Origin of the sequence: Nocardia sp. NPDC050712 (assembly GCF_040654295.1) — a bacterium.
Taxonomy (GTDB): domain Bacteria; phylum Actinomycetota; class Actinomycetes; order Mycobacteriales; family Mycobacteriaceae; genus Nocardia.
The window spans coordinates 34,702-49,070 of the sequence record NZ_JBFAHT010000002.1; the positions used below are offsets into that span (position 1 = coordinate 34,702).

The 14,369-nt window shown below is 70.4% G+C and carries 15 protein-coding genes; 7 read left to right on the plus strand and 8 right to left on the minus strand.

Annotated features, from left to right (window positions below):
* Both AB0H76_RS10570 and AB0H76_RS10575 read right to left on the minus strand, forming a co-directional pair.
* Window positions 1–2,388: a glycoside hydrolase family 3 C-terminal domain-containing protein gene (locus AB0H76_RS10570; RefSeq protein ID WP_357320654.1), complete on the minus strand. Its 2,388-nt coding sequence runs from the start codon at window positions 2,386–2,388 to the stop codon at window positions 1–3.
* 33 nt (window positions 2,389–2,421) lie between these two features.
* Window positions 2,422–3,273 (minus strand): alpha/beta hydrolase, encoded by an 852-nt coding sequence (locus AB0H76_RS10575; protein WP_357320656.1) that lies wholly within the window; start codon window positions 3,271–3,273, stop codon window positions 2,422–2,424.
* A 142-nt stretch (window positions 3,274–3,415) separates the two neighbouring features.
* Here AB0H76_RS10575 and AB0H76_RS10580 point away from each other — a divergent pair, with 142 nt between their 5' ends.
* Window positions 3,416–4,021, plus strand: coding sequence for a TetR/AcrR family transcriptional regulator (locus AB0H76_RS10580; protein WP_357320658.1), 606 nt, complete (start codon window positions 3,416–3,418; stop codon window positions 4,019–4,021).
* Between the two features lie 19 nt (window positions 4,022–4,040).
* Here AB0H76_RS10580 and AB0H76_RS10585 read toward each other — a convergent pair whose 3' ends face one another.
* A complete protein-coding gene (locus AB0H76_RS10585; protein ID WP_357320661.1) occupies window positions 4,041–4,877 on the minus strand; it encodes a lysophospholipase in 837 nt (278 codons plus the stop codon).
* Window positions 4,855–6,351 (minus strand): long-chain fatty acid--CoA ligase, encoded by a 1,497-nt coding sequence (locus tag AB0H76_RS10590; protein WP_357320664.1) that lies wholly within the window; start codon window positions 6,349–6,351, stop codon window positions 4,855–4,857. The genes AB0H76_RS10585 and AB0H76_RS10590 overlap by 23 nt, the downstream gene beginning before the upstream one ends.
* Window positions 6,352–6,457: 106 nt before the next feature.
* Between AB0H76_RS10590 and AB0H76_RS10595 the strand changes: the two genes are divergently transcribed.
* Window positions 6,458–7,633: a helix-turn-helix domain-containing protein gene (locus tag AB0H76_RS10595; RefSeq protein WP_357320667.1), complete on the plus strand. Its 1,176-nt coding sequence runs from the start codon at window positions 6,458–6,460 to the stop codon at window positions 7,631–7,633.
* On the opposite strand, the gene AB0H76_RS10600 is transcribed toward AB0H76_RS10595, so the two are convergent.
* Window positions 7,630–8,082 carry a VOC family protein gene (locus AB0H76_RS10600; protein WP_357320670.1) on the minus strand — a complete coding sequence of 151 codons (453 nt, stop codon included), beginning with the start codon at window positions 8,080–8,082 and terminating at the stop codon, window positions 7,630–7,632. The genes AB0H76_RS10595 and AB0H76_RS10600 overlap by 4 nt on opposite strands.
* Before the next feature lie 89 nt (window positions 8,083–8,171).
* Between AB0H76_RS10600 and AB0H76_RS10605 the strand changes: the two genes are divergently transcribed.
* Entirely contained in the window at window positions 8,172–8,789 is a 618-nt protein-coding gene (locus AB0H76_RS10605; RefSeq protein ID WP_357320673.1) for a hypothetical protein, read from the plus strand.
* Here AB0H76_RS10605 and AB0H76_RS10610 read toward each other — a convergent pair.
* The gene (locus AB0H76_RS10610; RefSeq protein WP_357320676.1) at window positions 8,786–9,448 is read right to left on the minus strand and encodes a class I SAM-dependent methyltransferase; all 663 of its coding nucleotides are present in this window, start codon (window positions 9,446–9,448) and stop codon (window positions 8,786–8,788) included. The two genes, AB0H76_RS10605 and AB0H76_RS10610, sit on opposite strands and share 4 nt — an antisense overlap.
* A 198-nt stretch (window positions 9,449–9,646) precedes the next feature.
* Here AB0H76_RS10610 and AB0H76_RS10615 point away from each other — a divergent pair, with 198 nt between their 5' ends.
* From AB0H76_RS10615 to AB0H76_RS10625, 3 genes are all read left to right on the plus strand, one after another.
* A complete protein-coding gene (locus AB0H76_RS10615) occupies window positions 9,647–10,393 on the plus strand; it encodes a hypothetical protein (protein ID WP_357320679.1) in 747 nt (248 codons plus the stop codon).
* A 31-nt stretch (window positions 10,394–10,424) separates the two neighbouring features.
* Window positions 10,425–11,018, plus strand: coding sequence for a TetR family transcriptional regulator C-terminal domain-containing protein (locus tag AB0H76_RS10620; RefSeq protein WP_357320682.1), 594 nt, complete (start codon window positions 10,425–10,427; stop codon window positions 11,016–11,018).
* A 62-nt stretch (window positions 11,019–11,080) separates the two neighbouring features.
* Complete coding sequence (locus AB0H76_RS10625; RefSeq protein ID WP_357320685.1) at window positions 11,081–12,256, plus strand: MFS transporter; 1,176 nt, start codon at window positions 11,081–11,083, stop codon at window positions 12,254–12,256.
* Between the two features lie 7 nt (window positions 12,257–12,263).
* On the opposite strand, the gene AB0H76_RS10630 is transcribed toward AB0H76_RS10625, so the two are convergent.
* Window positions 12,264–12,830 carry a 3'-5' exonuclease gene (locus AB0H76_RS10630; protein ID WP_357320688.1) on the minus strand — a complete coding sequence of 189 codons (567 nt, stop codon included), beginning with the start codon at window positions 12,828–12,830 and terminating at the stop codon, window positions 12,264–12,266.
* An 85-nt stretch (window positions 12,831–12,915) separates the two neighbouring features.
* On the opposite strand from AB0H76_RS10630, the gene AB0H76_RS10635 reads away from it, so the two are divergent.
* Window positions 12,916–13,536: a formylglycine-generating enzyme family protein gene (locus AB0H76_RS10635; protein ID WP_357326069.1), complete on the plus strand. Its 621-nt coding sequence runs from the start codon at window positions 12,916–12,918 to the stop codon at window positions 13,534–13,536.
* Here the strand turns inward: AB0H76_RS10635 and AB0H76_RS10640 are convergent.
* On the minus strand, window positions 13,533–14,315 hold the full coding sequence (locus AB0H76_RS10640; protein WP_357320691.1) for an alpha/beta hydrolase: 783 nt from the start codon (window positions 14,313–14,315) through the stop codon (window positions 13,533–13,535). The genes AB0H76_RS10635 and AB0H76_RS10640 overlap by 4 nt on opposite strands.
* Window positions 14,316–14,369 lie beyond the last annotated feature (54 nt).

A 14,369-nucleotide genomic window follows, 5' to 3' on the forward strand; every position in this document is an offset into this window, starting at 1 on the left:
TCAGCCGATCTCGGTGGTGAGGGGCAGCGCGGTCACCGAGGTGCCGACGTGCAGGGTGAACGCACCGGGTTCGGTGGCCCAGCCGGCGTCGGTCCAGTGCTCGAAGGCCCGGTCCGGGAGATCGAGGGTGACCGTGCGGGAGGCGCCGGGTTCGACTGTCACACCGGCGAATCCGGCGAGCCAGCGCACCGGGCGATCCACGGCGCTCTGTGCCCGGGACAGGTACGCCTGCACCACCTGCTTGCCCTCCCGCGCACCGGTGTTGGTGACGGTGACGGTCGCGCTCCGGCCGGAGACGGTGAGATCGCTCAGCTCCCAGGTGGTGTAGCCCAGGCCGTGGCCGAACGGATAGGCCGGCGCCACACCCGCTTTCAGCCACGCGCGGTAGCCGATGTGGATGCCCTCGGCGTAGGGGAGTGTGCCCGCGGCGTCGGGGGTGGTGTTCAGGACCGGCACGTCCGCGATGGTCCCGGGCCAGGTGGTGGGCAGGCGGCCGCCGGGTTCGGCCGCGCCGGTGAGCACGTCGGCCAGGGCGGCGCCGAATTCCTGGCCGGGGAACCAGGACAGCAGCACCGCGGCCACGTCCGCGCGCCACGGCAGTTCCACGGGCGCACCGGAATTGACCACGACGACGGTGCGCGGATTCACCGCGGCGACGGCCGCGACCAGTTCGTCCTGACGGCCCGGCAGACGCAGATCCTTGCGATCGAAGCCCTCGGACTCGATCTGCTCGGTGGTGCCGACCACGATCACCGCCACGTCCGCGGTGCGTGCCAGCTCGACCGCGGCCGCGAATTCCTCGTCCGCGGAACGCTGCGGCCGGGTGATGCCGAAGGTGAGGCCGAGGATGACGCCCAGCCCCGGAATCGCGGGCGGCGCGGCGACGGTGATGCGAACCTCGACCTCCTGCCCCTGCGTCAGTGTGCGGGTGACCGACCGCTGCGGCGGGTAGAGGATCGCGCCGACCGGGTCCGTGCCCTCGAAGGTGATGTCCTCGGCGAGCGCCTGCTCGCCGTCGATCTCCAGCCGCGCCTGACCGAGCGTGCCGACGCCGAGCTGCCACTCGCCCGCGGTGTCCGCGCGCAACCGGGTCCGGATCTCGATGACGTCGGCACCGGCGGCTTTCTGGTCGCCGAACAGCATGAGATTGCCCGCGGTGCGGTGCTGGGTGTCGATGACGGTGTCGCCGTCGAGATAGCGCAGGCTCAGCCCGGGGGTGCCGGTCTCGGGGTCGGTGATCAGCTCCAGCGGGGCCGGGATGAGTTTCTCCTCCAGCCGGACGCCGGGCGTATGCGACACCGACAGCACGGCTGCCAGGCCCTCGACGGGCGTGGTGGTGTGCGCCGGGATGACGGTGGCGCTGCCGCCGCCCATGAAGCGCGGCAGTGCCGCGTTCGGCCCGAGCAGGGCGACCGTGGTGTCCGGGCGTAGCGGCAGCACGCCGTCGTTGTGCGCCAGCACCATGCCCTCGGCGGCGGCGCGGCGCACCAGGGCCTGGGCCTGCTCGTCGCTGAATTCCGGTGCGGGCGCGGGAGTTCCGTCCAGTGCGCCGACTCGCATCGCGAAACGCAGAATCCGGCGGACCTTCTCGTCGATCGCGGATTCGGGCACCTCGCCCTTGTGCACCGCCTCCTCCAGCGGCGCGCCCCACAGCATCGGCGGGCCGGGCATCACGAGATCGGTGCCCTTGGCGGCGCCCGGGGTGGACCGCACGGCGGTCCAGTCCGACACCACGACGCCGTCGAAACCCCAACTGCCCTTGAGTGGTTCGTCGAGCAGGTCGTTCTCGGTCATGGTGACGCCGTTGACCGAGTTGTAGGCGTCCATGATCATCCACGCGCCTGCTCGCACGCTGCGCTCGAACGGGTACAGGTACAGCTCGCGCAGGGTCCGGTCGTCGGCGCGCACGTCGACGGTGAAGCGGTCGGTCTCGGAATCGTTGGCGACGTAGTGTTTCGGGCACGCGCTGACCCCGTGCGCCTGCACCGCGGTCACGTAGGCGGCCGACATCTCGGCGGTCAGCACGGGATCCTCGGAGAAGCATTCGAAATGCCTGCCGCCGAGCGGGGATCGGTGCAGGTTGATGGTCGGGCCCAGCACCGCGTAGACGCCCTTGCGCCGCGCCTCGTGCGCGATGAGCGCGCCGATCTCGCTGAGCAGTTCCGGATCCCAGCTCGCCGCGACCGCGGTGCCCGAGGGCAGGCTCACCGAGGGATCGCGCTCGTCCCAGTGCTCGCCGCGCACGCCGGAGGGGCCGTCCGAGACCGGCATCTCCGCGAGCCCGAGACTCGGATCACCCGCCATCCGGAACAGCGCCGACCCGGAGATCAGCCGCAGTTTTCCGGGGAGATCGAGTTTCGCGAGCAGTTCTTCGATGCGGTCGTCCATGGCGCTGTCCCATCTCGAGGTGGTTGGCAAATTTCAGGCTACTGGTGCGGACCAGAACGCCACGAGGTCGTCGCACACCTGCTGGGGCACGTCCTCGTTGGGCAGATGGCCCACGCCCGGGTAGACCACCCGGCGCGCGCCCAGCTGCTCGGCGAACCGCTCGTGCACCCGCGGCGGCCAGAGATCGTTGGTGTCGCCGTAGGCCACCAGCAGCGGTACCCCGGCGGCGCGCAGTTGCGCGGGGTCGGCGAGCGGCGGGGTCTCCATCGTCCGCAGGATGCCGAGAATGTTGGCCTTCTCGGTGGCCAGGATCCGGTCGTGCAGGAACTTCAGCCGCTCCGGGTCCGGCACGGTGTCGGCGGCGAACATGGCGGTGCTCATCTGCTGCCAGAGGAACTCCTGGCCGCCGGCCTCGACGGCCTGCGCGAGCAGGCCGGGCGGCGGGAAGTTGATGTCCTCCAGCGAGGACGGGCCCGAGGCCAGCAGGGTGAAGCTGCGGAATCGCTCCGGCCGCGCGACCACCGCGACCCGGCCGACGTAGCCGCCGAACGAGTGGCCGACCAGGTGGACGGGCTCGTCCCCGGCCACCTGATCGACGACCTTCAGCAGGTCGCCGGTGAAATCGTCCATGCCGTAGCCCACGATCTCGTCGGGGCCCTCGGACTGCCACTGGCCCCGCTGGTCGTAGGCGACGGCCCGGTAGCCGGACGCCGCGAGCAACGGCAGCAGGGCCTCGAAGTCTTCCTTGGAGCCGGTGAAGCCGGGTACCAGCACCGCGGTCCCGCGCGGCGGCACGCCCGGCGGCGGCACCACTTCCCAGGCGGCCAGGGTGCCGTATCCGCCATCCAAGCCGCTCGGGACGATGTCGGTGCTGTGCTCGCTCATGGGGGTCCTTCCCGGTACCGCTGCGTTCCGGGCCGAGTCTGCCAGCGCATTCCGTGCAAACCGAGCGATCACTCGGTAATGTTATCTACTCGAGATAAATGGGTGGACTAGTCTCGGCCCAGACGATCGGACAGGAGCAGCCATGGCGGAACGGCGCAGCAGGCCCCGCGGCGAGGCGCGCCGCGAACTCATCCTGGACGTGGCCTTGAAGTCGTTCGCCGAGAACGGCTTCCACGGCGCGTCGATCGCCGAGATCGCCGCGCTCTGCGGCCTCTCGCAACCCGGTCTGCTGCACCACTTTCCGACGAAGGCGGCGCTGCTGGCCGCCGTGCTCGAATACCGCGACCGCATCGACGCCGCGCGCCTGGAATGGAGCGACCGGCCGCGCGGCCTCGAGGCCCTGCGCCGCCTGGCCCGCCTCGTCGAGCACAACACGCACGTCCCGGGCCTGGTCCAGCTCTTCACCGTCGTCACCGGCGAGGCCGTCACCGCCGGCCACCCCGCCAACGCCTGGGCCACCGCTCGCTATCGCGTCCTGGAATCCGATCTGGCCCAGGCCCTTTCGCACGGCATCACCGACGGCACCATCCGCCCGGACACCGACACCCGCGCCCTGGCCCGTCAGATCTTCGCGATGATGGACGGCCTGCAACTGCAATGGCTGCTCGACCCCGAAAGCGCCGACATGTCAGGCCTTTTCCGCTCCTACATCGACGCCGTGATCGCCTCGATCGCCACCGGCGAGTAATCGATCCGGGATCGGCCGTTCAGCGGGTGATCCAGGCGATCAGGTCGGATTCGACTTCCGCGCGGTTGGTTTCGTTGAGGATCTCGTGCCGGGCGCCGGTGTAGGTGCGGTAGGTGATGTCGGTGAGGCCCGCGTCGCGGTAGCGCTGGACCTGCAGGTCGCTCAGGCGGAGGCCGTCGTTGAGGGGGTCGGACGCGCCGACCATGACGTACAGCGGTAGGTCGGTGCGGATGTTCTTCGGTTCGGCCAGGCGGGTGCTCGCGTTGGTGGCGAGCAGACCCATGTTGGCGGGGTCGAGTTCGAAGCCGCACCACGGGTGTTCCTGGTAGGCGTCGACCTGGGCTTCGTCGCGGCTGAGCCAGTCGGCGGGGGTGCGCGTCGGCTCGAACTCGCGGTTGAACAGCGCGAGCAGATCGCCGCCCGCGGCGGCGATGTTGGCGAAGAGGCCGTCCACGGCGGTCGTTCCGCACAGCACCACCGCGTCGACCAGGTCGGAGTGGTCGAGCAGGTACTGCTGGACGGCGAACGAGCCGAGGCTGTGGCCGAACAGGACGACCGGCACGCCGGGGTGCCGCGAGCGCAGCTCGCCGGTCAGCGTCACCATGTCCTCGACCAGCAGGTTCCACCCGTTCTCGCCCAGATCACCGGCGGCGCCGGCCATGCTGTGGCCGTGGCCGCGATGGTCGTTGGCGTAGACGGCGTAGCCCAGGCCGGCGAGGCGTTCGGCGAGATGGGCGTACCGCTCGGCGTATTCGCCCATGCCGTGCGCGATTTGGACGACGCCGCGTACCTCGGCGGCGGGCAGCCACTCGTGGACGTGGATGCCGGTGCCGTCACTGCTGGTGAAGGTGAACATCTGGGACTCCTGTCGGTGGGGTGATGGCGCGCTTGAGAATCTTGCCGGTGGGCCCGGTCGGCAGGCTGTCCAGCAGCCACACCCGGCGCGGGTATTTGTAGGCGGCGACCCGGTCGCGGACGAAGGACCGCACCTGCTCGGCACTGGTCGCCGACCCCGCGCGCAGGACGAGAGCCGCGGCGATCTCCTCGCCCAGATGGGGATCGGGGACGCCGACCACCGCCGCCTGGATGACATCGGGATGTTCGTAGAGCACCTCCTCGATCTCCCGCGGGTAGACGTTGTAGCCACCACGAATGATCATGTCCTTCTTCCGGTCGACGATGAAGTAGTAACCGTCCGCGTCGCGGCGCGCGAGGTCGCCGGTGCGGAACCAGCCGTCCGGAATCGCCGCCCGGGTCTCCTCGGGCCGGCGCCAATAGCCCTTCATCACGTTGGGTCCGCGCACGGCGATCTCCCCGACCCCGTCGACCAGATCGAGGAGTCGCACCTCGACGCCCTTGATCGGGGTGCCGATCGAGCCGGGCTTGCGCGGGCGCCCGATGTGGTTGAACGTGACGACCGGGCTGGTCTCCGAGAGCCCGTAGCCCTCGAAAATGGCGCAGCCGAAGGTCTTCTCGAAGGCGTGCAGCAACTCCACCGGCAGCGCGGCCCCGCCCGAGACGCAGCGCCGCAGCGAGGACACCTGCGCGGTGGCGGCACCGGGATGATGCAGCAGTGCGGAATACATGGTGGGCACGCCCGCGAACAGGGTGACCACGTCCCGGGCGATCGCGGCGAAGACCGCCTCGGGGTCGAAGCGGGGGAGCAGGGTCAACGCGGCGCCGCGGCAGATCGCGGCGTTCATGGCGCAGGTCTGGCCGAAGGTGTGAAACAGCGGCAGGCAACCGAGGACGACGTCGTCGGAACGCATGTCCTGCACGCTCGCGGAGTAGACCGCGGCATTGTGCGCCAGGCCGCTGTGGGTCAGCGTGGCGCCCTTGGGCGTTCCGGTGGTGCCGGAGGTGTAGAGGAGCACGGCCGGTTCGCCGGCGTCGACGATGGTGCCCTGCCGGTACGGCGGGCAGTCCGCCAGCAGGTCGGTCAGCGTGCGGGCATCGAGCACGGGCGTCCCGATCGTGGCCGCGCCCGCGGCGCCCTCGCCGGGGCCGTCTGTCCAGTCGAACAACAGCGCCGCGCCCGAATCTCCCAGGTAGTAGGCCACTTCCCGGGATTTCAGCAGCGGATTCATCGGCACCACCACGGCTCCGGCGCGCAGGATTCCGTAGTACAGGATCACGAATTCCGGCACATTCGGCAGCATCACCGCGACCCGGTCCCCGGCCGCGATACCCCGCGAGCGCAGCAGCTCCGCGACCCGGGCGGTGCGTTCTTCGAGGTCGGCGTAGGTCACCGTGCTCGCGCCGAAGCGCAGCACCGGCCGATCGGGGTAGTGCAGCGCGGATTGGAGCAGGTTCACGGTCAGCGAGGGCACGGCGAAATCCTCACACCGTTGTGACGCCGATCCCATGGCCGTGCGGACAGCAGCCTCGGCGCACCGTTGTTCCCAGCGACAATCACACCGCCGGTAAGCTGCGTGAATGCCCCAAACCGCGATGCCGACGACGATCAGCGAGGTGCTGCTGGAGCGCATCGACGACCTGGGTCTGCGCCTGGCGCAACGCTTCCTCGTCGAACTCGAGACCTACCGCAACGAGGCGCAGGTACCGTTCGAGACGATCCACACCTCCTGCACACGCAACCTGACCCTGATGGTCCGGCACTTCACCTCCGACGCGCCGCTGGATCCCGAACCGCCGAAGGAAACCGGCCGCCTACGGGCCCAGCAGGGCGTGCCGCTGGCCGAAACCCTGCACGCCTTCCGGATCGGGTTCGAATTCCTGTGGTCGGAGCTGGTCGCCGAGGCGCGGCGGCACCCCGAGGTCACCGACGCCGTGCTGGTCGACCTGGCCGCGGAGGTGTGGGCGCTGTCGGGGGCCTACGCCGTCGCGGTGGCGACCGCCTACCGGGAGATGAGCTCGGAGCTGATGCTGCGGCGCGAGCACGAGCGTTCGGTGCTGGTGGAGGCGCTGTTCACCGGTGTGATCGCCGACCCGGCCACCCTCGGCGAGGCCACGCGCATCCTGGGCCTGCCGGCCACGGGACGCTATGTGGTGGTCGCCGCCGACGTCTCCGCGGCCGGGCGCGACGCCCTGCCCGGCATCGAGTCGGCGCTGCGCGGCGCGCAGATCATCTCGGCCTGGCGCTTGCTGCCCGATCAGCAGATCGGTGTGCTCTCGCTGCCGGAGCACCGAGAAGCCCAGGCCTTCCGCATCATTCGCAAGCACCGGGCCCGCGCCGGGGTGAGCCCCAGCTACGACGCCCTGACCGAGACGCCGCAGGCGCTGCATTTCGCCCGGCTCGCGCTGAAGGGGCTCGGCGCCCGGGCCTCCGGTGTCGCGCGCTTCGACGACAACCCGCTCGCCATGCTCGTCGCGGCGGCCCCGGCCGAGGCCGAACGGCTGGTCCGGGTGCGGCTCGGCGCGGTGCTCGCCCTGCCGCACGAGGAGCGAACCAGGCTGCTGGAGACACTCGAAACCTGGTTCCGCGCAGGCGGATCCGCCGCCGCCACCGGCGAGCGACTCTACCTGCACGCGAACTCCGTGCGCTACCGGCTGCGCCGCGTCGAGGAACTCACCGGCCTGTCGCTGACCGACCCCGCGGCCGTGCGCGACCTCGGCGCGGCGCTCGAGGCGCTGCCGCTGGTGCGCCGCTAGGCGGCGCAGAACTCGTTGCCCTCGGGATCCCGCATGACCCACCAGTGCCCGGCGGGGCCCTGATCGACCTCGCGGACCCGGGTGGCGCCCAGCTTTTCCAGCCGGGCCACCAAAGCGTCCAGCCCGGCGGGACCGGCGTGGATGTCGATGTGCAGGCGATTCTTCCCGGCCTTGGGCTCGGGCACATCCTGGAACAGCAGCCGCCGCCCGTGCCCGACATCGCTGGTCTCGTCGAACGGATCCTCGGGGTGGCGGATGCCGGCCAGCCCGCGGAAGATCTTGTGCCCGTCGTGCTCGACCACCGCTTGCGGCGGCAGGTGACCCGCGGCGAGTAGCTGATCGATGAGGGCGCTCGGGTCCTCCACGCGGTACTCCAGGGCCGCGGCCCAGAAATCGGCGAGAACGGGGGCGTTCGTGCTGTCGACTACGAGCTTCCAACTCAATGCCATGCTCATAGACCGTAGACAATGGGTCCGACAATTCTAGGATTTCGGGGAGTGCCGCGATCAGGCGGCGCCTGCGCGACGAGGAGCCCGCTGTGTCGGACAGCTTCCTGCTGGCCACCCGAATTCCCATGAGCCGGAACGAGTTCGAGCAATGGCTCGACACGCCCGTGCCGGAACCGAGCGTCATCGCCAATCCGGAGGCGATGTTCGACGGGTGGTACTGGGATGGCAAACCCGCGGACTGGGCGCAGGCGGAAGCCGATGCCACGCCACGCGAGTACTTTGCCGACTGTGCCGGTGAGAGCCCGTATCTCACCTACATCGTGCTGTACCGCGACGGTGCGCTGGAGGCATATCTGATGCACTTCGGGTTCTGCGAATCGAACGTGTACACGGCATTGCTGATGTTCGCCGCGGCCGGGCGGTGCAGCACCGCGCCGGCCACCGTCCTGTTCTGGGCCGAGACCAGCGGTGCGCTGCGCGAGCCGGATTGGCGCGGCTGGCTGGCGACGCTGACCGTCGGCCCGGACGGCGCCCGATTCGAGGCGAATCGCGAGCTCGCGGCGACGATCGCCGCGCTGCGCCCGGTCGAGGAACGGTTCTTCGAGCTCGTCGGGCGAATGGCGGTGGTGGAGGAAACCGGCGATCCCGACTACAGCGGTGTCTACCGGGAACCCCGCTTCCTGGACCCGGCGTTCCAGGCGGGCTAGGGCCGCGCGGCGGCGAAGTACAGAATCGGCCCGGAGCATTCCAGGCGCTCGATGACCAAGCCCGCCTCGGCAATCCAGCGCCCGACGTCCTCGCGGCTTCCGCTCTGCCCGAACATCCCCACCTGACGGGCGAACGCCTGGAATGCCTCCGACCGCATCCCGGCCCGGCGCACCACGCAGCTGCCGACCAGCCGGCCGCCGGGCCGCAGGCAGCGGGCGATCTCCCGCAGCGCCGCGGCGGGATGCGGCAGGCAGTGCAGCCCGTTGTAGCTCACACACACGTCGAACTCGTTGTCCGCGAACGGCATCGCCTCGATATCGGCCGCGACGTACTCGACTCCCATGACCCCCTGCCGCGTCGCTCGCGCGCGGGCCCGCTCCAGCATCGCCGCCGAGATGTCGGAGGCCACGTACCGCACGCGCTGGTCCGCTCGCAGGCCGCGCAAGGCGACGCCGCCCCCGCACGGCACATCCAGCACCGCGGTCCCGTCCGGCAACTCGGCGAGAAACTCCATACTCCGGTAGAACAGCCCGACATCCGTGCCCCACAGCGCCCGGCCGGCGGGCCGGGCCAGCGCTTCCCGTTCGGCCACGGCGTCATAGCCGCCGCCCCACACCCGCCCGAACGCACCGCCCCATTTTCCGCGAACGTCGACCACCACAGGCTCCTCAGATCGGGGACCGGACCCTCGCAGGGTAGCCCGGCCCACTCCCGGACTCGCCGTTTTGCCCGGGTATCGACACCAGCGGGGGTGTACTCCGCGCTCCCGCGTGTCGGCTGCCGCCTCCCGGCTGTCCCGGGTTCCGGTCGGCAAGCTGGTTCGGTAGGGATGACCAGCGGATACGGAGGTTACCGAATGAGGTTTCCGATGCGGCTAGCCGCGTTGACCGCGGCGCTGACGGGACTGGTGGGCCTGCCCGCCGCGGGGGCGGACCCGCTCGACCCGGCCGCCGTGCCACCGCGCTCGTCGATCTCGGTGCGGACCTCGGTGCCGAACGTGTCCTGGGGCACCCACAACGAACATCAGGAGCGGGGCGCGCTGTCGCTGGCGAAGCTGTACATCGTCGATTACGCGCTGCGGCACGGCGATCACTCCGCTGAGGACCGGGCGCTCGGCGAGCGCATGATCCGCTACTCCGACGACAACGCCGCGAACGTGATGGCCGCGAAATATCCGAAGGCGATCGAGTCGGTCGCCACCGAATACGGTTTGCGCTCGACACATCCCAGAGAAGGCTGGCAGTACAGCACGACCAGCACCGCCGACGTCGCCGACTTCCTGAACAAGAAGCGTCAGCAGGACCCGGATTCGCCGATCCTGGACTGGATGGCCACGCCGGGCACGGTCGCCGCCGACGGCACCGTCCAGGACTGGGGCACCACCTGGCTGCCCGGCGCGCTCGGCACCAAGTGGGGCTGGTCGGACCTGCCCCCGGACGAGGTCGCCTCGGCCTCCTATGGCATCGGATTCACCGTCGCCGCACACACTTACGGCTCCGGGCCCGAGCAGACCACCGACGTCCTGACCGCCGTCCCCGATGTACTCACCCGCCTCATCGCCGGCCACCTCGGTCTCCTCCAGCTCATCGAACCGGCCCCCTAGCTATTTATCACGCCTGTGATACATTCGGTTCATGCCAGCTCGGATCGACGCGGAACAACGACGCGGTGACGTCGTGGCCGCGGCTTTCCGCCTGCTGGTGGCCGAAGGGTTCAGCGGGTTGTCGCTGCGCAAGGTCGCCGTCGAAGCCGGATTGAACATCGGCTCGGTGCGGCACTACTTCGACGATCACCGTGACCTGCTGGTGGCGGCCGCCACCGAGGTCGGTGATCGCATGGGCCGGCGGCTCACCCGGCACCCGACCGCGGCATTGCGCGGCCTGACCGGCGAACCCGCCCTCGACGCGCTCCAGGCGCTGGTGGAGGAACTGCTGCCGCTGGACGAGGACCGCCGCGTCGAGTCGATCGTGCTGCTGGAATTCATTCTCGCCGCGCGGGTCCAGCCGATCTTCGGGCCGATCACCGAACAGATGGCGGCCGATATGCGGGCGGTGCTCGCCGAGGCGCTGCGCGTCCTCACGGTGCCGGATCCCGTCGAGCGGGCCGAACAGCTGGCCGCGGTGATCGGCGGCCTGGCGATCGACGCGGTGACGCCGCACGGTTCGCTCGACCGCGAGCGAGTCCGCACCACCCTTCGGGCACACCTGCATTCCCTGCTCTCGGCCTGACCGAGCGCACTCATCGCACCCGAGACCATCGGGTATTCCGTCCTGCGCGAAGGAGTTTCGTCGTGTCGGCTTGGCTATTGGCCTTGCTCGCAGCCGCTTTCGTCTTCTACACCGACGACTATGTGATCGCGGGCGTACTGCCGGAGATCGCCCGCGATCTCGGCGTCGGCGAAGCCCAGGCCGGTCAGCTGGTGACCGTTTTCTCGCTGACCGTCGCCCTGGCCGCTCCCGTCGCCGGAGTCGCCCTGGCGCGGGTGTCGCGGCGGCGCCTGTTCACCGCCTCGCTCGCGCTCTTCATCGCCGCGAACCTGCTGGCGGCGGCGACCACCTCCTTCGGCGTCCTGGTGGCCTGGCGCATGCTGGCGGCCCTCGCCGCGGCCGCCTCGACCCCAGCGCTCTTCGCCTTCGCCGCCGAACGCGCGCCCGAAGGGCGCACCGGACGCTATGTGGCGACCGTCGCCCTCGGGGTGACGGGCTCGATCGCCGCCGGCGTCCCGATCGGCACCTGGATCGGCGGCCACTACGGTTGGCAGGCAACCTTTCTCGCGATGGCCGCGGCCGGCGCGGCCGCCTTGGTCTTCCTGCTGATCACCCTGCCGCGCGAGCACGACCGGGCCGCCGAAGCGCTGGGAATCGCGGACCAGTTGCGCGCCCTGGCGCACCCGGCGGTCTCGCTCGGCCTGCTGGCCAACTGTGTGCTCATGACCGGGTCGATGATGATGCTCACCTACCAGGCGCCGTTCCTCGCCGCGGTCAGCCGGGTGACGGTGGACCAGCGCGCCCTGGCTTTCGCGCTCTCCGGTGTCGCGGGCATCGTCTGTCTCTGGCTCGGCGGCGCGGCCACCGACCGCTGGGGCGCGGACCGCACGCTGGTGTGCGGAATCGCGCTCTTCATCGCCACCATGCTGGCCCTGTGGGCGCTCGGATTCGCCCGCCCCATCCCGTTTTTCGTCATTCTGGTGGTCGGCACCATCCAGGGCGGCGTCGCCTTCTGGAACTCCCCGGCGATCCAATCCCGCCTCTATCTGCTGGCCGGGCCGGTCGCCCCGCAGGCCCTGGCCCTCAACACCTCCGGCACCTACCTCGGCGTGGCCTTGGGCGGCGCCGTCGGCGGCATGACGTTGTCCGGCGTTGGCGCGCTCCAGCTCCCCGCTGTCGCGGCGGTTCTCGGGGTGAGCGCCCTGGCGCTGCTGGTCCGCGCGATCAGAACGGCCGAGACGGCGCCGGCGCGCGCCTGATCGCCGCTCACTCGGTTGTCGTTGCGCGCCAGACGTTTCGGCCCGCGATATCCAGCACGAGGGCGCCGATGTTCCAGGCGTCGTCGGCTCCGCAGTGATGCCTGCCCTCCAGCGGGAGACCGGCGATGCCCAGCGCCCCGGACATGCCTTGGCGGCGTTTCAATTCGTAGGCCTCGGAGAAGAGCAGTTTGGCGTTGGTGTGCCGATGGTTGAAGGGGTAGGCGGTGCCGGTCGCCTGGCATTGGGCGCGGAACTGTTTGCGGTCGTAATCGCCCCAGCTGGCCCAGGGGCGCAGGCTCGCCTGATGTTCGGTGGCCAGGAGGCGGCAGGCCTCGGCGAAGGAGACACCGGTGTCGACCTCGGCCTGGGTGAGTCCGGTGAGCTCCGTGCAGAATTCGCTCACGGTGGAGCGCTCGGGCCGAACCAGGATGCGGTGCTTGGCAAGTCGTGCGCCCGCGTCGAGATCGACGACGGTGAGCCCGATTTCGATGATCTCGCTCACAGCACCGGGCGGCGTCTTGCCGTCCCAGCAGGTCGCCTCGACATCGACGACATTGAGCAGTCGGGTAGTCATCGGCTGAGGGTAGGGGCGCACCGCCGGGCGGCTCAATCGAATTTACGGTGGCGCCTAGGCTGGCCCGGTGCACGCAGACATCGACATGGTCCAGCTCGCCGCGGGCACCGTGACGCTTTCGGATCGGCGGACGCAGCGGAGCTGGTCGGTCGAGGTGGCCGCGTTCGAGCTGTCCGCGTGCCAGGTCACCCAGGGGTTGTACGAGCCCGGCGCGGTGGCGGGCGGACGTCTGCCGGTGGCGAATGTGTCCTGGCTGGACGCGGTTCGGTTCTGTAACGCGCGCTCGCTGGAAGCCGGGTTCCGGCCGGTCTACCGCCTGCTCGGCGACGAGGTCGACCGGGACCGGTCCGCCGACGGCTACCGCTTGCCGACCGAAGCCGAATGGGAATACGCCTGCCGGGCCGGCAGCACCGGCCCCCGCTACGGCGACATCGACGAAATCGCCTGGTATCGAGACAATTCCGGGGAGCGCCCGCACGATGTCGGCGGCAAGCTGCCCAACGCCTGGGGCCTGTACGACATGCTCGGCAACGTCTGGGAGTGGTGCTGGGATCACTACGATCCCGAGGTCTACGGCACCTACCGGGTGCTGCGCGGCGGCGGCTGGTTCGACGAGCACTGGAGTTGCCGCGCCTCGGTGCGCCGGCGCAGCCACCCCAGTCTGCGCATCGAGGACACGGGGTTCCGGGTCGCCCGGTCGGGCTAGAGGTCGTGGCGGGCCAGGAAGTCGGTGATCAGCTTCTGCCATTCTTCCGGCCGCTCGGCCATCGGGACGTGTCCGGTCTCGATTTCGGCGTACTCCGCCCCGGGAATGCGCGCGGCCAGATACCGGGAATTGGCGGGGGAGACGAGCGTGTCCCGGGTGGTCGCGATGACCAGGGTGGGCACCGTGATCCCGGCCAGATCGGCGGTGGTGTCGCCGGTGCGGACCGCGCCCGCCTGCTCGAAGGTGCCGGCGGGCACGCCCGCCGCAATCGTGTCGAGGAGCGTGCCGACCTGCTCGCGCGGCACCCCGTTGAAGAAGTCCGCGCCGAAGCCCGTCAGCGCGACGAAGCGCGCGAAGCCCGCGAGATCACCGGCGGCGAGGTAGCGCTGCCACAGGTCCAGCGCGGCCTCGGCCCGGTTGTCGGCTCGGGCCAGGCCCGCCGTCAGCACCAGGCCGCGCACCCGCTCCGGCCAGCGGGCGGCCACCCGCACCGCGACCAGGCTGCCCAGTGAATAGCCGATCAGCGTGAAGGTGTCCAGGCCGGCCCGGTCGGCTGCCTCGACGATGCCCTCGGCGAGCAGGTCGGCGGTGAGTTCGCCGGTCGCGCGCGGTGTTTCGCCGGAACCGGGGTAGTCGGGAGCGACCACGGTGTGCGCCGCGGCCAGGGCCGGGATGATCGGTGCGTAGTTGCCCTCGATGCTGCCGCCGGCGCCGTGCGCGAGCAGCAGGCCCGGACCGGTGCCGTGGGTGGTGGCCGAGAGCGCGGGAATTCGTGTCATGGCCGCGAGGTTGCCGTATGACATCAGTGTCAAGGTCAACCCCTGGAAGGAGCG